We start from the raw sequence: 24525 nt of genomic DNA on the forward strand, positions 1-24525 counted from the left end.
ATGGTATTATAATTGCTGTTTATCTTAAAATGAAAGACTCTTACATGTTAAACGGAAAAAATATATTAATTACCGGCGGAACGGGAAGTTTTGGCAAACAGTTTGTTCGTACTATTTTGAAAAAGTACAAACCTAACAAAATTATTATATATTCAAGAGACGAGCTCAAACAGTATGAGATGGCGCAAAAATTCAACGATACATGTATGAGATATTTTATAGGCGACGTAAGAGACTTGCCTCGTCTTTTAAAAGCTATGAACGGTGTCGATATAGTAGTTCATGCCGCAGCTCTAAAGCATGTTCCCATAGCCGAATACAACCCGATGGAGTGTATAAAAACAAATGTTATGGGTGCTCAAAATGTAATTGATGCATGTATTGCCAATAATGTTCAAAAAACCATCGCTCTCTCTACGGACAAAGCGGCTTCTCCAGCAAACCTTTACGGAGCCAGCAAGCTTGTTTCAGACAAACTTTTTGTGGCGGCAAACAATCTAACAGGCGGTCATGAGATAAAATTCAGTGTTGTGAGATACGGCAATGTTTTAGGCTCAAGAGGTTCAGTAATCCCGTATTTTGAAAAATTAATATCCGAGGGCTATGCTTCTCTTCCAATTACCGAACCTAACATGACAAGATTTTGGATTACTCTTCAAGAGGGTGTTGATTTTGTTCTAAAAAACTTTCAAAGGATGCAAGGCGGAGAGATATTTGTTCCTAAAATCCCGTCTATGAAAATGACGGAGATGGCAAAAGCAATCGCTCCACATCTTCCTCAAGAGATTATAGGAATCCGTCCCGGTGAAAAACTGCATGAGATAATGTGTCCTTTGGATGACTCTCATTTAACCATAGAGTTTAAAGACCACTTTGTTATAAAACCCAGCATTACTTTTACCCAACCTATAGACTACGGCACAAATGCACTAGGGGAGGTCGGTAAAAATGTAGAATCAGGTTTTGAATACAACTCAAAAGACAATACTATCTGGCTCTCACACGAAGAGCTTCTTCAAAAGATACGACAAACAAAAGATGAAGAGAATTAAATGCTACCCTACTCTACCCAACTTATCGATGATGAAGACATACAAGCCGTCGTTGAAACACTAAAGAGTCCAATCCTTGTTCAAGATAAAAAAGTAGAGGAGTTTGAAGAAGCTCTTTGCAGATATACGGGCGCAAAGCACGCCATAGCTTTTAACTCTGCGACTACCGCTCTTTTTTCGGCTTATCTTACATGCGGCATCGGCATTGACGATGAAGTAATAACCTCTCCTATAAGCTTTGTCGCTACATCAAATATGTTTGTAGCCCTTGGTGCAAAGCCCATCTGGTGCGATGTAAAGCTTGACGGAAATATAGATGAGCGATTTATAGAAAAGCTAATTACTCCAAAGACAAAAGCGATAGTTCCTGTTGATTTTGCAGGCAAGCCCGTAGAGAGCAAAACTATAAATGAGATTGCAAAAAAGCACAATCTTTTGGTTATAGACGATGCTTCTCACGCACTAGGCTCGAGCGTAAATGACAAAAAGGTAGGAACTCTTGCCGACATGACTATTTTTAGTTTTCATGCCATAAAGCCGATAACTACAAGCGAAGGGGGAGCCGTTCTTACTGACAATGACGAATATGCCGCGCAACTTCGGCTGATTCGCTCACACGGAATGGTAAAAAAGAGTTTATGGGTCTCTGATATGACAACTCTGGGATATAACTTCAGAATGACGGAAATCGCCGCCGCACTCGGTATTTCACAGCTAAAAAAACTAGATAGCTTCATAGAAAAACGAAACGAGATAGCCGCATACTACGACGAAAGATTTAAAAATGAGAAACTTTTTGCTACCGTCAAACTTGAGAGTGGTTTAAAAAGCTCAAGACATCTATATCCGATTATTTTAAACCCCGAACTTCACTGCAAAAAAGAGGAGATTTACAAAGAGCTTCATGAGTGCGGATACGGCGTGCAGATTCATTACAAACCTATCTATCAAAACAGCTTTTACAGAGAAAAATTCGGTACAGTTTTTTTACCTGTTACAGAGGATTTTTACCGTTCTGAAATTTCTATACCCTGCCATCAAAAAATGAGTCTTCGGGATGCAAAAAAATTTGCGGATAAATTTTTGGAAATTATCTCGAAATACTCATACAGAGGATGTAGTTTTTAATGAATGCTAAAGAGCTTATGAGCATTGCAACAAGCTACTATAATGCGCAAGATTATGAAAATGCACAGCTGGCCTTTCTTAAAATTATAGAATCAGACCCTTCAAATGCCTCAGCTTATACAAATCTAGGCATCTGTTTTTTTGTTCAAAACCTTTTAGAAGAAGCCGCAGAGTGCTATATCGCGGCGAATAAGGTTAACCCAAACTATATATCGGCACTCTATAACTATGCCCATCTGCTGCTTTTGCAAAAAAACTACAAAGAGGGTTTTTTTTACTACCGCTCGCGTTATGACGAACGTATTCGCGGCAATAAACCCGGCGGCGTCGCCTATCCTCCTACACAGCTTCAAGGCAATGAAGAGCTAAATGGAAAAACACTCTATATCAGCCATGAACAGGGTTTTGGAGACACCATAAATTTTATCCGTTATATTCCTATATTTTTACAAACGGGCGCTAAACTTATCTGCTACGTACCTGAGTCAATGAACAGACTTTTTACACTTAATTATCCTCAAGTGGAGTTTATCACGCCAAACAGCGATATTACGTTTGATTACAACACGCCTCTTTTAGAAGCACCTTATCTTTTTGGCACTACTTATGAGAGTATCCCCTTCGGTGAAAAATATCTACATGTAGATAAAAAAGATTTGCAAAACTTTAAGATAAAACACTCTTTAGATAAAAGCGATAAGCTTAAAATAGGGTTTAACTATCAAGGTTCGCAAGGAGCGGATGCCGTAAAAAACCGCTCTATTGAACTTGCATTGATGCTTGAGTACCTTGAGCAGATTCCACATGTAAGACTATACTGCCTTCAGTATGAGCGAAGCGAATCGGATGATGCCCTTTTAGAAGAACATGGCATTCCAAACTTGGGAAAAGAGATAAAAGATTTTTACGATACCGCACTCCTTATCGAGAGCATGGATATTATTATCAGCATAGACACCTCTTTTTTACATCTTGCGGGAGCTTTGGGTAAAAAAAGTTTCGCACTTTTAAAATTTCATCCCGACTGGAGATGGGGGCTTAGAGATGAGCGGACAAACTGGTATAAAAATTTTACGCTGATTCGCCAGAACAAACCTAATGATTGGGAAGGTGTTTTACAAAACGTAGTTCAAAGGATACAAAATGGCTAATGCGGTAGCAATAATTCCTGCACGCGGCGGCAGCAAACGAATCCCGCGAAAAAATATCAAAGATTTTCACGGCAAACCTCTTATCGCCTACTCTATTGAAGCGGCTCTAAAAAGTAAACTTTTTGACAAAGTGATTGTCTCTACCGATGATGAAGAGATAGCAAAAATTGCAAAAGAGTATGGTGCAGAAGTTCCGTTTATGCGCCCAAAAGAGCTATCGGATGATTTTGCAAGCGGAGAAGACGTTATCAAACATGCCGTTGATTATCTAAAATCGGCGGGACATGAGTATGATTTTGCCTGTACCGTCTATGCAACGGCACCGTTTTTGGATATAAAATATTTAAAAGAGGGCTATGAAAAGCTAAAAGCTTCAAATGCAGTCAATGCTTTTTCATGCACGACTATGCCATTTCCTGTCCAGAGAACTTTTTTTCTTGATAAAGACGGACGTTGTGAGATGTTTACTCCCGAATTTTACGAATCAAGAAGTCAAGACCTGGTTGAAGCCTACCAAGACGCGGGGCAGTTTTACTGGACAAATCTAAGAAAGGCGCCTAGCAAAATAATCTTTTCATGTGAGAGCATCCCTATAATACTGCCTAGATATCTGGTTCAAGATATAGACACTCCTGAAGATTGGAAGAGAGCCGAGTTTATGTATGAAGCGGTGCAAAGAGAAAAATGAATATTTTAATAAGGGCAGACTCATCATCGCACATAGGTCTAGGTCATATAATGCGTGATTTGGTTTTGTGTAAACAATTTTGTGATGCCAAAATAACTTTTGCGACGCAAAACCTAGATGGCAATATAAATCATAAAATTTTAGAAGCCGGCTATGGACTTCACACCCTTCGTTCAAACAAAAAAGAGGAGCTTTTAGAGCTTGTAAAACTTCTACATGTAGATATGCTTATTATTGATAGCTACGATATAGATTATAAGTATGAGAGCTTTATAAAAACGAACAGCGGTGTTAAAATCTTGAGCTTTGACGATACTTATAAAAAACACGACTGCGACATACTTCTAAACCATAACATAAGCGCAGATGAAAAAAAGTATAAAGACTTAGTTCCTTATGGATGCAAGCTTAGATGCGGAGCCAAATATACTCTTTTACGAGATGAATTTTACGAGCAAAAAGAAAAAAGAAAAAAGCAGGGCAACAAAAAAACTATCTTTATCGCTATGGGCGGAGTAGATGAAAAAAATATAAGTCAAAAAATCATAAAAGCCATAAAAGAGTTTAAAAATATAAGAGTTCATCTTGTAACCACATCATCGAATAGACATCTAAAGAGTTTAAAAAGATATGTTAAAAATCAAAAATTTGTCACTTTACATGTAGATTCAAAAAACATTGCAAAACTTATGAGAGAGAGCGATTTTGCTATTGTTGCTCCGAGCGTGATTCTAAATGAGGTCTATTTTATGAAACTTCCCTTCATTGCTATTAAAACTGCCTCCAATCAGGACGATATATACCGCTATTTAAAACGAAAAAGATTTTTGGCTATTGATAAATTTTATGCTAAAAAATTGAAACAACATGTAAAGGGTATAGTTTGAGTATATTCATTATTGCAGAAGTCGGCATCAATCATAACGGTAGTGTTGAGATTGCAAAAAAGATGATAGATGAAGCAAAAGAGTGCGGAGTTGATTGTGTTAAATTTCAGACGTTTAAAGCCGAGGAGTTTATAAGCGACCCGAATCAGACCTACACTTACATATCACAAGACAAAGAAGTTACCGAGTCTATGCTTGATATGTTTAAAAGATATGAGTTTAGCAAAGATGAATGGCAGGAGATAATCGCATACTGCAAAGAAAAAGAGATTATTTTTTCTTCAACCGCTCAAAATCCGTCAGATTTGGATTTTCTTCTCTCGCTTACAAAGCTGCCTTTTATCAAAGTCGGAAGCGATGATTTGACAAACTTAGGGCTTTTAAAATATTACGCTTCAAAAAAAATACCGATGATAATTTCCGCAGGTATGTCTTATGCAAGTGAGATAGAAGATGCCGTAAGTGCTATAAAAGAGACCAAAAACGAAGATATTACCGTTCTTCACTGCGTGTCGTCATATCCTGCCGAGGCAGAGGAAGTAAATCTTAAAAAGATACCGACAATAAGAGATGCTTTTGGCGTAAAGGTTGGCTTTTCCGACCATACTATAGGGAGTGCCGCCGCAGTTGGCTCTGTATGTTTTGGTGCAAAAGTAATTGAGAAACATTTCACACTTGATACTTCTATGGCAGGACCCGACCATAGATTTAGCATAAATCCGAGCGAACTTAAAAAATATGTCGATGATATAAGGTCTATCAAAAAAGCCATCGGCACTTCAGAGCTAAAGCCTACTTCAAAAGAGTTGGAGATGAGAAAAATTGCAAGAAGGTCGATTGTAGCCGATGTCAAGCTTGAAATCGGCGATTTTATTACATCTAAAAACGTATCTTTTAAAAGAGTACAAAATGATGATACGCTTACGCCAAAAGAGCTAAAATATATTCTAGGCAGAGAAGTAAAAAATAAGATAGAGAAAAATTATCCTATAAAATTGAAGGATTTACGTTGAAAGAGTTCAAAACAAAAGTTATAGATTCCTTGGAACTGCCACAGAACAATATTCATCCGCTTATTTACATGTCGGGTAACTACAGCATAGGAGAAGGTACGACAATAGGTCTCTTTAGTGAAGTAAATGCCAACAAATCAAAAGTCGCTATCGGCAAAAACTGCGATATCGCCTCTTTTGTCTCTATAAACTGTGCCGATTCGCATAAACTGACACTTGGACTAAGCGATGAGATACAAAGAAGAGAGATAATTTTAGAAGATAACGTATTTGTCGGTTCTCACTCTTTTATCGGCGGATATGTAAAAATAGGGCATCACAGCGTTGTTGCAGCAGGTGCGGTTTTAATAAATCTGGGTGAGATTCCACCTTATTCACTCATAGCGGGAAACCCCGCAACGGTAAAAGAGAGATACTATGAAATATGATATTTTGATGGCATACCCTAAGCCTACAAGCGATTCACCCGTAAAGCTAACGCCTCTTTCCATCTTGTACCCGGGCGCGCTTTTTGAGTCGCAGGGCAAAAAAGTAGCATATTACGATGAGAGATTTGACTCCGATGAGATGCTTGAAGAGTTGATAAAAAACTCAAAAGAGATTGCAGTAAGCGCTTTTACAGGCTATCAAACAGGTCAAGCCGCCGATATTTTGATAAAAGCAAAAAATATAAATCCCGATATTATTACTGCCGTCGGAGGTTATCATGCACAGATATTTCCAAATGATGTTTTAGCGGAAGATTTCGTAGATAAAGTTTATAGCGAAAAAGTTTACGGAGAAGACCTTTTTCCATATAACGAGCGAACAAAATACCACTATGAACGAACGGAGATGCAGTACTTTACATCAAGAGGATGTCCCCATCAATGTACATTTTGCGCAGTAAAATCTCTCTGGATTCCAAAAGACATTAAGACCATAGAGTATGAGCTAAACACTCTGCATAAAGACATTCCCTTTAAAGAGATATCATTTTCCGACCCTAATATGACGTTTGGAAACTATTTCGACAAAGATGAAAACAAAACGCATAGAATGGACAGAGTTCAAAGAATCAAAGATATAGGTGCGATTTTAAAAAAACTTGGCGTTAAATGGGACGGAAATCTGCGTACGCCTTATCTGACAAAAGAGATGGTAGAAGCACTAGAAGAATCGGGATGCTACTCTTTGGAAGTAGGCTGTGAATCAGGAAACGACTACTTTTTAAAAAAGATAATCAAAAAAGGTCACGGCGTTGATGCCATCAAAGAAGCTGTTTTAAACGTAAGCAAAGCAAATTTCTCCGTTATGTACAGCTTTATGGCACAAATGCCCAGAGAGACGCATGAGATGCTTATGGATACGCTTGATTTGATAGACTGGATTGTAGCAACCGACCCTCATGCCAGAATATCAATCTACACTTATGCTCCCTACCCACCCGGACCTATGTATGAAGATGCAATCAACGGCGTAGAAGGTTATCCGAAATTTACTCCGCCAAAGACTATGAAGGGGTGGGCAAATCAAAAACTGATGGTTTCTCCTATCTACTGGATTGCAGGACTTAACTTTAGAATGGATAATACAAGAAGAAACTTTCCGGGGGATGATTGGAAACTGATAGAGCCTTATGTCGAACTTGCAAGAAAAAAATGGAGAGAGCGTGATATCTATGAATTTCCATGCGACGAAGTTGAGACACTCATTAAAAATCAGCTAAACAAAAAAAGAGAGTCATGATAATCTCTGCACACCAAAGCGCATACAACCCTTGGCTTGGGCTTATGCATAAAATATTGCTAAGTGATATTTTTGTCGTTATGGACGATGTGCAGTTTGAGAAAAACTCTTTTATAAACCGAAACAAAATACTTCAAAACTCAAATGAGATAATGCTCACGATTCCTCTTGAGATGAAAGATTATCAATCAAAGAGCATAAAAGAGATGAAAATTGCTACCGACATGTGGAGAATAAAACATAAAAAAAGTATTGAACAGTCGTATAAAAAATCTCCCTATTTTGAGAAAGTTTTTAACAAACTTGGAAAAATTTATGACATAAAAAGCAGTTTTTTAATCGACTACACAAATGCTTATTTGAATTTTTTGGTTGATTATATGAGCATTGATACAAAAATCATCTACGCTTCAACGCTTCACATAGAGTCAAAAAAACTTGATTATGTGATAGAGATGAGCAAAGAACTAAAAGCCGACACCTTTATTTTTGGCGCGCTTGGCAAAGAATATGCGGATGAGAAAATTTTAAATCAAAACGGTATCAAACCCTATTTTCAAAACTATAAACACCCTATTTATGCTCAAAATTCAAAAACCTTCCATCCATATATGGGTATAATTGATTTGCTATTTAATGAAGAAAATCCAAAAGAGATTATTCTAAGAGACAATATTACAAAAGAGAGAGTGCCAAATGAGTAAAAGAATCCTGATTGTAGCCGCACATCCAGATGATGAAGTTCTCGGATGTTTTGGCACTGTTGCGAGGCTTATCAAAGAGGGTTATGAGGCATATACGCTTATACTTGGAGAAGGCAAAACATCAAGAGAGGCGAACAACTCCAAAGATGAGTTAGAAGTTTTAAACGAAGAGTCACAAAAAGCAAATGCCGTTATAGGAATAAAAAAAGTATATACATGTGATTTTGCCGACAACAGATTTGACAGCGTCGATTTGCTAGATATCGTAAAAGCCGTAATAAAAGTAAAAGATGAAGTGCAACCTGAAATTATTTTTACGCACTATAAAAACGATTTAAATATAGACCACCGAATTACTTACAACGCCGTAATTACAGCCACAAGACCCATGGAAGCGGAATGTGTAAAAGAGATTTACAGTTTTGAAGTTTTAAGCTCTACCGAGTGGAACTATCCGCTCTGCTTTTCTCCAAATACTTTTTTTGACATTAGCGAAACTTTGGATTTAAAACTTAAGGCTATGAGAGAGTACGGCTCGGAACTTTGCCCATACCCGCATCCGCGAAGCCTAGAAGCGATAGAACTTAATGCTAAATACAACGGTATGAGAGTCGGTAAAAAATATGTCGAAGCTTTTGAGATTGTGCGAGTTATAAAATAAGGATATCTTTACATGTCAAACGATTTAAACGAGAGCGCTGCGATAACATTTCATGAAAATATACGCTTCTTAGCAAGAGAGCATAGAGATATTTACAATAAACTTCTAGCATTTGATACGGCTATCGAGAATAACATGTATAACAACAGATACGAGCTTATCGTAAGAGATAATTACTTTGATGTCGTAGAACTCTCAAGCGGCAACTATCTCTATAACTCCAGCAGTAAAGAGTATGCCTCACTGGCTAGTAAAAGCGTTAATTTCAAGAGAGATGAAAATCTGTTTGAAACCTTTAAAAAGCTCCCAATCGAAATAGATACAGAGCATTTTATAGATATTGCACCGACTCTAAAATATATAAAAAATAATCTTGAGTCAAAATCTGAAATGATGAGTATAAAAAAATTTATCTTTTTTGGCGTAGGACTTGGAACGCACATTACCGGGATAGATAAAAAAATCAACGCCGACATGTACTTAATAGTTGAGGACGATATAGAGCTGTTTAAGCTCTCTTTATTTATTACAAACTATGATGAGTTGGCAAAAAAAAGCCGCCTGACGTTTTGTATTTTTGACTCTAATGAAGAGTTCGCCGCTAAAGCAAACAAATTTTTAAGCGACAAATTTTACTATAACCACTACATCAAGTATTTTCCTATGCTAAGCCATAGCGAAGAGAAGATGAAAGAGTTTCATTTAAGGGTTGTCTCACAATCGCAAAATGTATTTTTCTATAAAGATATCTTAACACAGTACCTGACTCCGCTAAAATATATAGACGAAAACTACATGTTTTTAAATATGCTCTGCTCGTACGAAAATACGTCGTTAGATACAAAGCCCGTTATCATGCTCGCGGCTGGTCCATCACTTCAAGCAAACATAGAGTGGCTAAAACCAAACAGAGATAAATTTATTATAGTAGCGCTCTCTTCGACTCTAAATATTTTGGAAAAAGAGGAGATTGTTCCCGACATAGTCACGCACATGGACGCTTTTGAATCAAGCACCGCCCATTTTGACAGGCTCAAATCCATCGGTTTTTTAGACGACACACTCTTTTTCTTCTCTGCAAGGATTCAAGGCTCAGTTGTTCAAAAGTTAAAAAAAGAGAATATTTTCTTTTATGAAAACGGTACTTCTTATAAGCTAAACATCGGAAACCTATCTGCGGCATGTGTCGGCTCTACGACTTACCTGATGCTCTTAGCACTCGGTGTTAAAGAGTTGTATCTGCTTGGTTTGGATTTGGCTCTTGATGAAAAAACCGGCTCTACACACTCTAGCAAACACCACTTTAGCAAAAATCTCGATTTGGATTCTGCGCACACTCACAATGACGTCATGGAGTTTTCAAAAACAGTTATAAAAACTGCCGGCAATTTCCAAAAAGAGGTCTTTACGACTCCTGCATTTCTTTTATCCATAGATTCGATAAACACTTCATCTTTGGGCTTTAAAAAAGAGACTCAAAATGTTTACAACCTAAATAACGGCGCATATTTTCACAATACGATTTCAAAACAGCCAAAGAGTATTGATACGAAAACGTTTGCAAAAATAGATAAAAAAGCTCTATTTAATGAGCTAAAGAGTGCTTTTACGCAAAACTCTTCATCATCAATGAGCGCTGATGAGCTGAACCTTTTAAGAGAAAAACTCTATCACGCTCTAGGGCTAAGGGAAAAAGTAGCTGCGCAAAGTAGCTACTATTTTGACACTTACAGCGAATTTTTAGGCTCTTTGGTACTGCTCTTTTCAAGGCTAACAAATGAGACATCGACTATCGGTTATGATATATCGCTTATCTTGCAAGAGTATTTTAAAGCAGTTATGACTTTTGTATTTGACTTTTTCAATACAAAAGAACTTACTCATACGGATATACATGTAAAAGAGTTAAACACTCTGTTATGCGAAGCACTTTTGAGAATCCTAGACGAATACACAAATAAACTAAGTTTATCAGTGGAGTTTCAAGAGAGGGATAAAAACTCTATTTATTAAATATCTAAGAAATATCCATTATTCCCGTCCTAAATGTGCCTTAGAAGTGCGGTGCTTCTCTTATCCACCTACGCATCATCTTCAAGTTTGACTATAAAAATCCTTAGTCAAGTTTGGAGCCTTAAACTTGACTATAAAAATCTATAGAAAAGTTTAGAGCCTTAACTCTGACTATAGATACTCAGATACTTATCAAATACAAATAACTTGTTTCTCTCATATCCCGTAATCTCTTTTAAAATACCTTTTTCTTCAAACTCTTTGACTAAAACAGTTGCTGTTTGCTTCTCCCAATATCCGCCTTTGGCACCGCCAATTCGTTTAATAATATTTTGCTCTTTTAGCGTCTTAATATGTTTTTCTATGGCTGTTGTACTGATGCCAAGCTCAGATGCAAGTACAATTATGGAGATTTTTGGATTGTTTTGCATAAGTGCTAAGATATTTTGTTGTGTATCACCCAACCTATCACCCAACTTTTTACCCAACCCATTGGGTAAACTTTTCTCTTGATTAAAATCAAACTTTCCTACCAACACCTTTAAATTTCTCAACAAATGCAGCGATTTTTTGAAAAACAGTTCGCTTTTTTGTTAAATATTGTGGATTTAGCGGGCTCATTTTTGGTAAAATTGCATTTAGTTCAGTACCATTTTCACTAGCATATTCTCGTTTTAATGAAGCTATAATATACCGCTTTGCAGCTTCTTCATTTAGATTTTCATCACTTATTAATTCATTTGCTTCTTTTTGTTGTCGAGCTTGTGCAAATTTATAAAATTCATCAATAATACTAGCTGCATCTAAAATCTCATCTAAATTTGTTTGATTAATAAAATCTACAACTAAACTTTCTTTAGCACGATTACCTAAACTAGCTCTAATTACTCTTCTTACCTCTTCAACAAGTGCTACTTTATCTTTGACTTTTTTATTGTGTTCAAATATCAGTTCTAAAATATAATCAAGGTTAATCTCTTGAGATTTAAGTAAATCAATCTCAAATACTATATCATTCCAGTCAATAATAGATTTTTCTTTTTCATCAGATGCTTTTTGAGTTCTAATCCACTCTCTAATATCATTATAAGTTGACTTATAATCTTGAATCAAACGCTCTGATGGTATTTCAATCTCTTGCATTTTATTAAAATCTTCATCACTTAAATAATGTTTAACTTTAAATTCTGCAACTGCTTTTAAATCATCAATATCTAAATATTGTAGTGCTTTTAAGCCTGCAAACTCATCATAGTTTTGCAACACATTTTCAGCTTTGAGATATTCACCAAAGAGTTTTGCAAATTCTTTTTTATCTTTTTCTCTTTCTATTTCGTCAGGATTAGAGAATTTCTGTTGCAACTCTTCGGTTATATCAAGATAACCTCTTCGTGCTTCTCCTGTTGTTGTATCAGTAAAGCCTTGCATATATTCAGTATAGCTTTTTTCTAAAACCACATTTTTAGTATTTGTATTCCCAAATAAAGTTATAGCATCAATTGTCGCTTCTTCTAAATCTCTAAAGGTTACAATATTTCCAAAAGTTTTAGTGGCATCATAAATTCTATTAGTTCTTGAATATGCCTGCATCAAACCATGGTATCTTAGATTTTTATCAACAAACAGAGTATTTAAAGTTGGTGCATCAAATCCAGTTAAAAACATTCCAACGACAATCAATAAATCAATTTCTTTACTTTTAACTCTTTTTGCAAGGTCTTTATAGTAGTTTGCAAACTCTTTACTTTCCACTCCATAAGTTGTTCCAAACATTTTATTATAATCATCAATTGCGGCACTTAAAAACTCTTTTGCACTTGCATCCATTGCAGTTGGTTCAAAGTTCTCATCAGCTATATCTCCAACGGCATCTTGCACTTCATTTGCTGCAAATGAAAAAATAGTAGCAATTTTTAGAGGTCTCTCTTTTCCTTTTTGCAAATTCTTAAAAGCTTCATAATAAAGCTTCGCGGCATCTATACTACTTACCGCAAACATTGCATTAAAGCCATAAGAGCCTGTTTGCAAACGATGTGTTTTTTGATTGAAATTATTTAAAATATACTGAGTGATTTCATTTATTCTTATAGGGTGGAGTAATGCTTGTTTAGTTTCAAATGCACTTAACTTTTTCTCATCAGTTTCACTCTCACACTCTTTAAATTGTGGTCTTACATCATTATAATCTACTTTAAACTTTAAAACTTTTTCATCTCGTATCGCATCGGTAATTACATAAGGGTGCAACTCACGACCAAATACACTTGCCGTATCTTCAGCACCTAAAGCATTTTTGCCTGCAAAAATAGGAGTCCCAGTAAAACCAAATTGATAAAATTTTTTAAATTTCTTCTTTAAATTTTTTTGAGCTTCACCAAACTGACTACGATGAGCTTCATCAAAAATAAAAACCACTTGTTTAGCATATATCTCCAAATCATTTTCACTTTTCATTAAGTTATTTAGTTTTTGGATAGTTGTTACAATGATTTTATTATCATCTTTTTCTATATTTCGCTTTAGTCCTGCCGTGCTATCTGAGCCATTTACACTATCAGGAGAAAATCTTTGATACTCTTTCATAGTTTGATAATCAAGGTCTTTTCTATCAACTACGAAAAACACTTTATCTATAAAATCAAGCTCAGTTGCTAGTCTAGCAGCTTTAAAACTTGTGAGTGTCTTACCGCTTCCCGTTGTATGCCAAATATATCCACCACTCTCAATACTGCTCCATCTTTTTGCTTCATAAGAACTTTTTACTTTCCAAATAAGTCGTTCAGTTGCTGCTATTTGATAAGGTCTCATGATAAGCAAAGTATTACTAACATCAAAAACACTATAGTGGATTAGTACATCAAGCAAAGTCCTTTTTTGTAAAAATGTAGCTGTAAAATCTTTTAAATCTTTGATAAGCGTATTATCAGACTTTGCCCAATTCATTGTAAAATCAAAGCTATTTTTATCTCTTTTTGTAGTGTTTGCAAAGTATCTGCTATCAGTTCCGTTTGAGATGATAAAAATCTGTAAGTATTTATATAATGAGTTCTCACTATTAAAACTCTCTTTAGAGTATCTATGCACTTGATTGAAAGCTTCTCTAATAGCAACACCTCGTTTTTTGAGTTCTATTTGAACCAAAGGCAAACCATTTACTAAGATTGTTACATCATAACGATTTGATTGTGTCCCTTTTTGAGAAAATTGTTTTATCACTTGTACTCTGTTTCTAGCAATATTTTTTTTATCAACTAGATAGATATTTTTAATACGACCATCATCAAATACAAAGTCATAGATATAATTATCGTGAATTTTACGAGTTTTGTCTATAATATTATCACTTGGTTTGTCCAGATATTCCTCTACAAAACGATTCCATTCGTTATTTGAGAATTCTACTTTATTTAATTCTTGAAATTGCTTTCTTACATTTGCCAATAGTTTTTCAGGAGTGTTTATATCACTTTCATATTTGATACCTTGAGCATCTAAATCTTTGATAAGCTCATTTTCCAAATCAGCTTCACTTTGATAAGAGCTACCCTCTTGGTCAATCTTAGTATATTTATCTAAAACGATAAAGTTATTTGATTCTGCTATTGTTTTAGTTTCAAGACTCATTGTTTTCTACCTCTTTCCAAAAACTATACTCATTTATTAGATGTTCAAGTAAATAATTAACAATACTCTTTTCCGAAGTAGTTGGCGCACTAACTTCTTCAACTGATAGACTTTTATGACTATAAAGATTAATTCGTCTCACATAAGAGTCTCTAGCCTCTTCTGGTAATAATTGAGACCATTGAGGATAACCTAAAAAACTTGCTGTTTTTTCATATAAGTTACGCAATAACATAAAATGAAATTTTTCTATATCATTATTTTTGACTGCTTGTTTAATTGTTTCTATTAAAAATAAATGATATGAGAAATTTTTATTTGAATCACCATGTTTTCCATTTAATTCAAAAGTTCCATCCTCATTTTTAGTGAGCATATAACCACTTTTTTTCTTATTAATTTCAAGTTCATTATAAAGAACATTGTAAAAAAGGGGATTATGAGTGCTAATAATAAACCTAAGTTTATGTTTTTCAAAATTACTAGATTTAATCAATTGTGCTAAATCAATTGCTAACTCTATTAAGTGATTTTCATCTAGTGAACTTACTGGGTCGTCTATAAATATATATTCTAAAGAGTCAAATTGATTTGATTCTTCTTCATTTTTTGCACTTATAACTTGCTTTAAAAGTGTATAAAAAACACTCCAAATAAAATTACTCTCTTCACCTTTTGAGATTTTTATATTTTCTATACTATTTTCATCTCCGCGTCTAAAAGAAAAGCTAACTTCAGAAAAAGCTCTTACTATAGAACGTGGGTCATTTTCATCTTTTAAATATTGTTGATTAAATCTCGGTGTTAATTTATCATCAGTGTATCGCTGAAAATTAGCTATGATATTTTGATCTTGTCCTTGTTCTTGCAAGATCCAATCAGTAAAAGAGTTAGGTTTAATTATTAATTTTGGTTCACTATCATTTTCTAAGTCATTATCCCAAGAAAACAGATCCTCTGTAAAAGCATTGTAATAGAGAATCTTTCTGCGAGATGGTTGAATTACATCATCTTCACTCTCAATTTTAGGGGCAATTAACCCTTTAAACTCTTTTGATAATCTTGTTTTTCCTGTACCATTAAAAGCATAAATAAGTTGCACTTTAGGAACTTGTTTTGTTTCTTCAACTTCCTTAGGTGTAATTTGTTTAGTTTCTGTCTTTACAATTTTTTTTATAATCTTAGATGTACATAGTTGTTTGGCGATTTCTTCTAATGTTTGTGCCATTTTATGCCTCCACTTCTTTTTTTGGAAAACTCAAAAGCAGATCTCTGTAATACTCATATTGCTTAGTTCTTAGCTCTATCTCACGCGGTAAACCCTCTCTTATGGAGTTTGTAAGGGTGCCGAATTTATCTAGGATTGAAACTATTCTTTGTTGTTCCGCTAATGATTTTTTTGAATCATCTGCAAAGGGTATTGGAATTTGAAATTTATCAGTGTCGGGCGTTGCAATTTGTGGCATTTGCATTTTACTACCTAAATTTTGAAAATAAGCCTCATGTATTTTTAGAAAGTAATAAACAAATTTTATATTTATATTTTTATCTTTAGAATGGTAAGACCACATTTCATTTTTATGAGAAAATGGTTTATCATAGTATTCAAATTCAATCACTCCACGAGATTTAACAATAATAGATGGTTCTTTATTTATATCTTTTTCGGGTATATCTCCAAAATTAACAAATGCAATAGTTTTACCACCTGCAAAAATTTTTAATGGAGCATCCTCTTTGTGTATTTCCTTCATTTGACCAGCAGTAATATTTGTTCCTTTTGTACGAACAAGAACTTTCCCCAAAGCCTTCCACTCAACTTCCCCATCTTCAAAAGTCAATAACTTATCTCTATAATAGTTATATTGTTTTTTTCTCGCACGAAGCTCTGCTGTAAGCTCTGCTGTAAGCTCTGCTGTAAGCTCTGTGAAATTGTCCAAGATTCGTACAATTTCATTTTGTACATGCAAAGGTATTATTGGAATTGGAATTTTAGAAACCTGATGACTCATTAGCTTAGGATTTCCCATTCCTGAATAAACATGTTTTTTAGCTTCAATAGATAGCCAATAAAATAAAAATTTATAGTTTAATTCTGTTTCGTTGTTAATTTTTATAAGCCCACATACATTAGTAATAGAAAACTTACCCGTTCTATAAAAAACCGTTCCAGCATTGGCTCCATCTGTTGTCCAACTAACAAATTCTCCATCAAAGTCAAATGTATCGATTTTTCCAATTTCTCCATTATTTGCAGTTTGTGAACTATATACAGGATAATCACCAATATTTTCAGCAAGGTAAGTTTTAGACATTACTCTACCTCGTCTTAATTCTGCAACTGAATTATCTCCATCTGATAATGGCTTCCACTCAACTTCCACACTCTCAAGCAGCTCTTTGATACTACTCATCTTCACTACTTTTGTTGTTGTCTAAAATAGCTATTTGTCTATCAAAGTCAGATATATAGAGCTTATCTTGTACTATACGGTATTTTTCAAACTCACTTAGAGCATGTGCTTTCGCAATTTCTGCACTTATTTTGCCGTTATCGTTTAGTATTTCTCTGTCTGTTGCTTCTATAAATCTATTTAGTCTAAGCTCCCAATCGTTCATGGTCATTGGTATCTCTCTTTGTGCCATATCTTCTGCCAAATCAAGATAAGCACTCACTAGCCTTTGTAAGCTTGCTAACTCTTTATCGTTTAGGTAATTTTTGGCAACGGTTACATCAAATTTTTGTATTTTGCCATTTGGTGCATCTTTCCAAGAGTTTAATCCCATATTTTCTTTTTTGGCATCTGCGCGATTGTAAACAACTTCTGCGGCTGTTTGTCCATGGATTGCCCAATGGAGCTTGTTTTGAACTGTTGCAAAAAATCTTTTGGTTGCAGTGGACGAGACATCATAATCGATAGAAGTAGCATAAATATCTGTAATTTTTTGATAAAACTTTCTCTCACTAAGTCTAATCTCTCTAATTCGTGTTAGTTGTTCTTCAAAATACTTTTTAGTCAAAATCGAACCATCGTTTTTAAGCCGCTCATCATCCATGCTAAAACCTTTAATGGTGTATTCATTGACGATTTTATTTGCCCATTTACGAAACTGTACGGCTTTTTCGTTATCTACTTTGAACCCGATAGCGATAATCATAGAAAGATTGTAGTGTTGCGTATTGTAATTTTTCCCATCATTTGCAGTTATTCGAAATTTTCGAATAACTGAATTTTCTTCCAGTTCATTATCTGCAAATATCTTTTTGATGTGGTAGTTGATGGTATTGACTTCAACATTATAGAGCTTTGCAATGAGTTTTTGTGTAAGCCATAGATTTTCATCTTCGTATCTTATTTCTATATTTTCATTTACCGCATTTGTAGAGGCTATAAATGTCAGATATTCTGCGGTAGCGCTTCTTATTGTGATGTGATTATTTTTGTTTTGTTTGCTCACGCCTCAATCTCCGCTACAATCTTATCTATCTCACTTCTTAAAGTATTAATTTTTGAAACGGTTGTTTTTAGTTCAGCATTGAGACTTTTTATATCTACTTTTTCTCTTGTATCTTTGGCTTCTACATACGAACTGACCGATAGGTTATAATCATTATCTGCATCTGCAATTGCTTCATTATCCACACACTTAGCAAAATGAGCGATGTCAGCTTTGCTATCAAACACTTTCATAATCTGTTCTATATGATTGTTTTCGCCATCATAGGTTAATATATTATTGTTGGTCTGTTTTTTATAAAGTCCACTTGCATCTATAAACTGTGTTTTATTATCGGTTTTATGTCTTGAAAGTACCAAGATATTAACTGCGATTGATGTTCCAAAAAAAAGATTTGGAGCTAGTGATATAACACTCTCTACATAGTTGCCATCTACTAAATATTTTCGTATCTTTGCTTCTGCTCCGCCTCTATAAAAAATACCGGGGAAACAAACAATAGCCGCACGACCTCTAGGCGAAAGGTAGCTAAGACAATGAAGCACAAAAGCAAAATCTGCTTTTGATTTTGGTGCGAGTACTCCAGCGGGTGCATATCTATCGTCGTTTATAAGTGTCGGGTCATCGCTTCCTATCCAGTTTACGCTGTATGGAGGGTTAGAGACTATCGCATCAAATGGCTTATCATCTCCAAAATGGGGGTCTATGAGAGTATTACCTAAAGCTATGTTAAATTTATCGTAGTTGATATTGTGTAAAAACATATTCATCCGAGCTAGATTGTAAGTAGTGTGGTTTATCTCTTGCCCAAAAAATCCATCTTCAACTATGTGTGCATCAAAGTGCTTTTTAGCTTGTAGAAGTAGTGAACCAGAACCAGCTGCGGGGTCATAGATTTTATTTACTTTCTCTTGTTTATGCATTGCAAGTTGAGCGATAAGTTTAGATACACTTTGAGGAGTAAAAAACTCTCCACCAGATTTACCTGCATTTGCTGCATATTTTGAGATTAAAAATTCATAAGCATCACCAAAAAGATCTATATGATTCTCTTCAAATTTACCAAAGTTAAGACCTGCCACACCTTTTAAAACTGAACTCAAACGACTGTTTTTATCTTTTACCGTATTTCCAAGTCTATTGCTTGTAGTGTCAAAATCTGCAAAGAGTCCTTTAATGTCCTGTTCTGATGGATACCCATTAGCCGAACTTTCAATAGCAGAAAATGCAGCACTTAACTCTGTGTTTAGATTTGGATTATCATTTGCATTTTTAGCAACATTTACAAATAGTTGTTTTGGATAGATGAAGTAACCTTTTGTTTTGATAGCATCATCTTTGATCTCAGGTGTTATTACATTATTTGGTAAAGAAGCATAATTGACACTCTCATCTCCACCCTCAATGTAATTGGCAAAGTTCTCACTAATAAATCGATAAAATAAAGTACCTAAAATATACTGCTTAAAATCCCATCCATCAACACTCCCTCTTACATCATTTGCGATTTTCCAAATTTGATTTTGTAGTTCGGTTCGTTGTTGTGTACTTGTCATTAGATAGTTCCTTGTAATTTTTATTCTTTATTGTATGCAAATAGCCTAACTTACTGATACATTTCATCAGAAGTTACTGCTTTTAAATTTTGAAAATAATTGATTAATTCTGTTATTAAAATTTTATCTAAAAGTCAATAAAATTAAGTTTTATCTCAACCTGCGCCAAAGCGTAACTCTCGACAGTGCCGATATCTCTGTGATAGACATCATTTAAAAAAGTGTTTATTTTTCCCATAAAATTTGGCAAAACGTCAAGACTGAAATCAACCTCTTTTTTGCCCAGACTTTTTATAAACTCTATGACACTCGGTTCACAAATGTAAACTGCGCCGTTTGCCAAATCAGATGGCGGATTTTGTACCTTTTCATAAAATTTCTGTACAACTCCAAACTCATCAAGCTCTACGATTCCGCATGATGAAGGATTGTCGGTTTTAAAAGTCATCATCGTTATTTCACACCCATTCGGGCGGTTTACATGTGAGTTTAAAAAAGCTTTAAAATCGCAAAAAGAGAGATTGTCGGCATGAACAAGCATAAACGCTTTGCCACCGAAGAAATCGCTGTTTGCCGACACCGTTCCGCCTGTATTTAAAAGCTCCTTTTCATGTACTAAAGTTATCATATCTTTATATTTACATGTAGAGACAAACTCCTCGACCTGCTCACAGAGATAAGAGGTATTTATCAAAAACTCATCTACTCCTGCTTGAGCAAGGTTTTCAAGCCAATACTCCAAGAGAGGTTTTGCATTGATGGGAACTAAACATTTTGGGGTACGGTTTGTAACTGGGCGCAGTCTTGTGCCAAGCCCGGCGGCTAAAAGCAGTGCCTTCATCTACTCTAGCTCTTTAAGGATTTCTTCTTTTTGTATCGGGATATTTCCCACGCGGCTTACTTGAATAGCCGCGGCAATAGAACCAAGATAAGCGCTCTCCCAGACACTTGCCCCCACGCAAAGAGCCATAGCGCTACATGTAAGAAGCGAATCCCCTGCGCCGCTTACGTCTTTTACTATAGAGCTAAGGGCGTTTACGTTATCCGTTAAGAGTTCGCCTTTGGTGTTGTTGTATATCATAACGCCCTCTGCACCTAGAGTTGTGAAGATATATTTTGCTCTTGATTTTTGGGCTAGTTTATCAGATAACACGACCAAACCCGACTCAAAATCGCCCAAAGAGAGCCTTATCTCTCTCTCGGTAGGAGTTACCAAAGTCATATCTTCAAATTTGGAAATATCGCCTATTTGCGATGAGCTTTGAGAGTCCGCCGCCATCAATACTGAGTTGTCTTTAGCCAAAGCCATAATACCGTTAATAATACTTTTATTCAAAACACCGTAACTAAAATCAGAGAAAATAATCAAATCGACATCTTTTACATGTTTGGATATCTCTTTGAGAATATCTTTTTCTATAGCTTTGCTTATGGAGTGCTGTTTAAGATGGTTTACGCGTAAAAGTGTTTTTGAGTTGGCACGAAATCTCTGCTTGAGAGTTGTGGGACGCGTTGAGTCCTTATAAAGGTAGGTTTCTATGCCGAGCTTTTTAAGCCCCTCTTCCACATAAGAGAAGTTCGCATCATCGCCGATTACGGATACAAATTTTACTTTCGCGCCGAGCGTTTTTGCATGTCCTGCCACTATCGCCGCACCGCCTATAAACTTATCGTTCATAAGCGGAGAGACGACTATGGTAGGGTCTTCTTGACTCATGCCAAGAGGCTCACATGTAATATACTCGTCTATTATCGTATCCCCTATAACAAGGACATTCAGAGTTGAGAATCTCTCTATCGTTGATTTTAGACTGTTAAAATTAAAGTTGTGTCTCAACTGATAGGCGTTGTTATGGTTGAGGTTTTTATTTAAAAGATAAAACTCTTTTCTAAGCAAATCTATAGAAGAAAAACCTATCTCTCCCGAACTAAAAAGCAATTTTCCGCCGTAACCGTTTAAGATATCCGTCTCGGGATTATCTTTTAATTCGTGTTCTTTCCCCTTTACGACGATATCTGGTTTATGTTTTTTTATATACTCGACTGCGGGAATATCAAGAATAAAAGCTTCATCGACATAACTCGCTGCACGAACCGATTCCAATCTTATATCTTGACTGATACCTTTGTTACTAACGTTGTCACAGTTCACTCCGACAAGCAGATAATCCCCGCTCTCTTTAGCAAACTTTAAAAGTCTTAGATGCCCGGGATGAAGTATATTAAAGTCACCGCTTACAAATACTTTTATTTTTTTCATTTATGATTTTTCCCAAATTTACTAAAGTAATCTAACATCATACAAACTTTAAACTATCTCTGGTTTTTTTTCTGATTTCTTTTAACTGCTCTTTATCCACGCCCCAAATTTCAGCCACTTTATCTATTTTATGAGGTGCAAAATTTATTCTGTCCCACTCATATGCTCTTAAAATAGAGATATCTTTTGCACTCCATTCGTCAGATTTTATTTGGCTGTGTCTCCAGTCCGTTTTTGGAAATTCATCATCATGCGTAAGTGAATTTGTTGCTAAAGCTATGTTGTAGAGTTCCGTTCCATAAAGCGGTACGGCAACAAATATTTTTACATAATCTGCACCGCAATGCTCCGCAAAAAAGATAGTTTGCCTTATCTCTTCCCATGTTTCTCCAGGAAATCCGATAATAAAACTTGCAATACAGTATATACCTCTATCATGTACTTTTTGTATAATTTCAGGAATCAGTTTTAAATCTTTAATCGGTTTTTTTACTATCTCTTTCAAAACTCTTTTTGTACCAGACTCAATCGATACGTTTACCCCTTTACAGCCAGACTTCTGCATTAAATCAAGAATCTCGTCTGTAAATAAAAATAGTGCGAATGCTATCCCTACCCACTCAAGATTTAACTCTTTTTCTATCATTAATCTAAATAGTTTTTTAGCATAATTTCCTGCTTGTGCCATAAGCAAGTTATCATCCTCAAACATTATCGATTTAATGCCGTATCTCTCCTTCATATACAAAAGTTCATTAACCACATCTTCTGGGTCTCTTGCTCTTACTTTTTTTCCTGCTATTAGTTCAACCTGACAAAAAGAGCATCCAAAAGGACACCCTCTTGTAGTAAGTATTCTGTATGTAGGATATGCAGTAGGTCTATTCGGGCTAACTCTTGCACCTCTGTTTGCATAATCTTCAAACTTTACAAAAGAATAATTGGGCCATGGCAATTTTGTCAAATCTTCAATAAAAACCTGATCTTGTGCAATAACTTCTTTGCCTTTTCTATAGATAATCCCTCTGCTTGGAAACGATGCCTGATTTGTTAAATACAAAAGAAGTTCTCTTAGCGCATATTCGCCCTCTCCTCTTATTCCATAATCCAAATTATTGTTTTTCATAGCATAGCTGTATTTAGTCGTGACATGAATACCGCCGGCAATAGTAATAATAGCAGGATTGATTTTTTTAGCTATATCTATTGCAATATCAAGAGTATCCTGATATTCGGATGTCATTACAGATACTCCAAAAAAATCAGGATTATACTCTTGAACTTGAGCTTGAAAATCCTCTTTACTCATGTCATAAAATTGAGCATCTATAATTTTTATATCTACAATATCTTTTACAACGGCAGCGAGCAAACAAAGTGTGGCAGGATTTAAATCCCATACGGTATTTACATCATCTTTTTGCCATCTCTGATTTGGATATATAAGCAATAATCTTTTTTTTGTATCAGCCATCAAAAATTTTCCTATATAAAATTTATATGCTGAGGTAAATCTGCACTTGGCTTATCAAGAGAATTTTTACCTTTTTTATAAGCATCAAGCACTTCATTTGTTTTATCTTGCAGACATAAAGTCTCGCACATACTGCAGGCATCAAATTTATCTGATGCTAAAAAATCCATAACTTCCCAATATCTGTCGCTTTTTAGTATATCTTTAAACCTCACACCAGGTTCTGTGATATTTGCTATATGATACTGTTTATACTTCTCGTTAAAAAAACTTCCACACGGTGCTATAAGCCCTGTTCCCGACATTTGAAGATGAAATGGTGTCCCGTAGCATCTACTATAGTTTCTTATCCCCTTTGATGTTATTTTAGACCATTTTGCTTTTACTAAATACTCATCATCACTATAACTCTCAGCCTCTCTTAGCAAATCATAAGATTTTTCATACTCGTTATAGTCAACACCTAAAGTTCCATGTTCATCATCACTGCAATGTTTTATAACAAGATAATCCGGTTTTAACTCTTTTCCTAATTTGGCAAGAGGTATAATCTGGTCACTGTACTTTGGCATAAATACCATCTGCATACCGATTGTTACATCAAGACCTAACTCTTTTTTAACCCTCATCGCAGTTTTTATATTTTCACATGTCTCGTAAAATTTCTCTTGCGGCACACCCATGATTTCACTATATCTGGCAGGTTCTCCTGCACTGAAATTAAACCTAAGATATGTAAGAGCGGGTAATATTTTTCGTAGAACTGCTTCTGTGAGCGTATTTCCATGAGTAGCTATCGCCATATCAAGTCCGACTTTTTTCCCATATACTATTACATCTTCATAGATAGGGTTTGCCGTACTCTCTCCGTCACTCACTAAGCTTATTGCTTTAACACCGACCTCTGCACAATCATCCATAAAGTTTTTCATAATTTCAAATGTAATCTTATGCGGTTTATTTCTTTGCATATTTGCATAACAAAATTCGCAGTTGTACTGACAAGCCTGAGTAAGAGCCATATCTATGGTAATCGGAACAATCCTATCACCTCTTTTCCACTCATTTAATCTATCTTGATGCCATAAAATTTTAGAGCCGTCTAAAATTAATTCTGCCATTTTTAC

21 protein-coding genes are annotated in these 24525 nt (G+C 35.3%); 11 read left to right on the plus strand and 10 right to left on the minus strand.

Going from position 1 to position 24525, the window contains the following annotated elements; genetic code table 11:
* Positions 1-44: 44 nt before the first annotated feature.
* The 11 genes from pseB to A2530_RS09745 are packed head-to-tail and all read left to right on the plus strand — an operon-like array spanning position 45 to position 11025.
* Positions 45-1052 (plus strand): UDP-N-acetylglucosamine 4,6-dehydratase (inverting), encoded by a 1008-nt coding sequence (gene pseB, locus A2530_RS09695; protein WP_294883667.1) that lies wholly within the window; start codon positions 45-47, stop codon positions 1050-1052.
* Entirely contained in the window at positions 1053-2180 is a 1128-nt protein-coding gene (pseC, locus tag A2530_RS09700) for a UDP-4-amino-4,6-dideoxy-N-acetyl-beta-L-altrosamine transaminase (RefSeq protein ID WP_294883666.1), read from the plus strand. It begins immediately after the preceding gene.
* Positions 2180-3331 (plus strand): tetratricopeptide repeat protein, encoded by a 1152-nt coding sequence (locus A2530_RS09705; RefSeq protein ID WP_294883665.1) that lies wholly within the window; start codon positions 2180-2182, stop codon positions 3329-3331. Before pseC ends, A2530_RS09705 begins: the two co-directional genes overlap by 1 nt.
* Positions 3324-4019 carry a pseudaminic acid cytidylyltransferase gene (gene pseF, locus A2530_RS09710; protein ID WP_294883664.1) on the plus strand — a complete coding sequence of 232 codons (696 nt, stop codon included), beginning with the start codon at positions 3324-3326 and terminating at the stop codon, positions 4017-4019. The genes A2530_RS09705 and pseF overlap by 8 nt, the downstream gene beginning before the upstream one ends.
* Positions 4016-4906 (plus strand): UDP-2,4-diacetamido-2,4,6-trideoxy-beta-L-altropyranose hydrolase, encoded by an 891-nt coding sequence (pseG, locus tag A2530_RS09715; RefSeq protein WP_294883663.1) that lies wholly within the window; start codon positions 4016-4018, stop codon positions 4904-4906. The genes pseF and pseG overlap by 4 nt, the downstream gene beginning before the upstream one ends.
* Positions 4903-5919, plus strand: coding sequence for an N-acetylneuraminate synthase family protein (locus tag A2530_RS09720; protein WP_294883662.1), 1017 nt, complete (start codon positions 4903-4905; stop codon positions 5917-5919). The genes pseG and A2530_RS09720 overlap by 4 nt, the downstream gene beginning before the upstream one ends.
* Positions 5916-6347, plus strand: a complete 432-nt coding sequence (locus A2530_RS09725) for a DapH/DapD/GlmU-related protein (protein WP_294883661.1) — start codon at positions 5916-5918, stop codon at positions 6345-6347. The genes A2530_RS09720 and A2530_RS09725 overlap by 4 nt, the downstream gene beginning before the upstream one ends.
* Complete coding sequence (locus tag A2530_RS09730; protein WP_294883660.1) at positions 6337-7647, plus strand: radical SAM protein; 1311 nt, start codon at positions 6337-6339, stop codon at positions 7645-7647. The genes A2530_RS09725 and A2530_RS09730 overlap by 11 nt, the downstream gene beginning before the upstream one ends.
* Positions 7644-8351, plus strand: coding sequence for a WbqC family protein (locus A2530_RS09735; protein ID WP_294883659.1), 708 nt, complete (start codon positions 7644-7646; stop codon positions 8349-8351). Before A2530_RS09730 ends, A2530_RS09735 begins: the two co-directional genes overlap by 4 nt.
* Positions 8344-9012 (plus strand): PIG-L deacetylase family protein, encoded by a 669-nt coding sequence (locus A2530_RS09740; RefSeq protein ID WP_294883658.1) that lies wholly within the window; start codon positions 8344-8346, stop codon positions 9010-9012. Before A2530_RS09735 ends, A2530_RS09740 begins: the two co-directional genes overlap by 8 nt.
* 12 nt (positions 9013-9024) lie before the next feature.
* The gene (locus A2530_RS09745; RefSeq protein WP_294883657.1) at positions 9025-11025 is read left to right on the plus strand and encodes a 6-hydroxymethylpterin diphosphokinase MptE-like protein; all 2001 of its coding nucleotides are present in this window, start codon (positions 9025-9027) and stop codon (positions 11023-11025) included.
* A 161-nt stretch (positions 11026-11186) separates the two neighbouring features.
* Here the strand turns inward: A2530_RS09745 and A2530_RS09750 are convergent, their stop codons facing one another.
* The 10 genes from A2530_RS09750 to A2530_RS09795 form a co-directional block, all read right to left on the minus strand.
* Positions 11187-11489, minus strand: coding sequence for a winged helix-turn-helix domain-containing protein (locus tag A2530_RS09750; RefSeq protein ID WP_294883656.1), 303 nt, complete (start codon positions 11487-11489; stop codon positions 11187-11189).
* A gap of 55 nt (positions 11490-11544) precedes the next feature.
* Positions 11545-14649, minus strand: coding sequence for a type I restriction endonuclease subunit R (locus A2530_RS09755; RefSeq protein WP_294883655.1), 3105 nt, complete (start codon positions 14647-14649; stop codon positions 11545-11547).
* Complete coding sequence (locus A2530_RS09760; protein WP_294883654.1) at positions 14639-15877, minus strand: AAA family ATPase; 1239 nt, start codon at positions 15875-15877, stop codon at positions 14639-14641. Before A2530_RS09760 ends, A2530_RS09755 begins: the two co-directional genes overlap by 11 nt.
* 1 nt (position 15878) lies before the next feature.
* Positions 15879-17063 (minus strand): restriction endonuclease subunit S, encoded by a 1185-nt coding sequence (locus A2530_RS09765; RefSeq protein ID WP_294883653.1) that lies wholly within the window; start codon positions 17061-17063, stop codon positions 15879-15881.
* A complete protein-coding gene (locus A2530_RS09770) occupies positions 17056-18108 on the minus strand; it encodes a virulence RhuM family protein (protein WP_294883652.1) in 1053 nt (350 codons plus the stop codon). The genes A2530_RS09765 and A2530_RS09770 overlap by 8 nt, the downstream gene beginning before the upstream one ends.
* Positions 18105-19664: a type I restriction-modification system subunit M gene (locus tag A2530_RS09775; RefSeq protein WP_294883651.1), complete on the minus strand. Its 1560-nt coding sequence runs from the start codon at positions 19662-19664 to the stop codon at positions 18105-18107. Before A2530_RS09775 ends, A2530_RS09770 begins: the two co-directional genes overlap by 4 nt.
* Before the next feature lie 127 nt (positions 19665-19791).
* Positions 19792-20505, minus strand: coding sequence for a nucleotidyltransferase family protein (locus tag A2530_RS09780; RefSeq protein ID WP_294883650.1), 714 nt, complete (start codon positions 20503-20505; stop codon positions 19792-19794).
* The gene (locus tag A2530_RS09785; RefSeq protein ID WP_294883649.1) at positions 20506-21924 is read right to left on the minus strand and encodes a PfkB family carbohydrate kinase; all 1419 of its coding nucleotides are present in this window, start codon (positions 21922-21924) and stop codon (positions 20506-20508) included.
* Positions 21925-21961: 37 nt separating this feature from the next.
* Positions 21962-23398 (minus strand): radical SAM protein, encoded by a 1437-nt coding sequence (locus A2530_RS09790; protein WP_294883647.1) that lies wholly within the window; start codon positions 23396-23398, stop codon positions 21962-21964.
* An 11-nt stretch (positions 23399-23409) separates the two neighbouring features.
* Positions 23410-24519 (minus strand): radical SAM protein, encoded by a 1110-nt coding sequence (locus tag A2530_RS09795; RefSeq protein WP_294883645.1) that lies wholly within the window; start codon positions 24517-24519, stop codon positions 23410-23412.
* Positions 24520-24525: the final 6 nt, after the last annotated feature.

The sequence above is a fragment of the Sulfurimonas sp. RIFOXYD2_FULL_34_21 genome (genome assembly GCF_001830805.1).
Classification (GTDB): Bacteria; Campylobacterota; Campylobacteria; order Campylobacterales; family Sulfurimonadaceae; genus Sulfurimonas.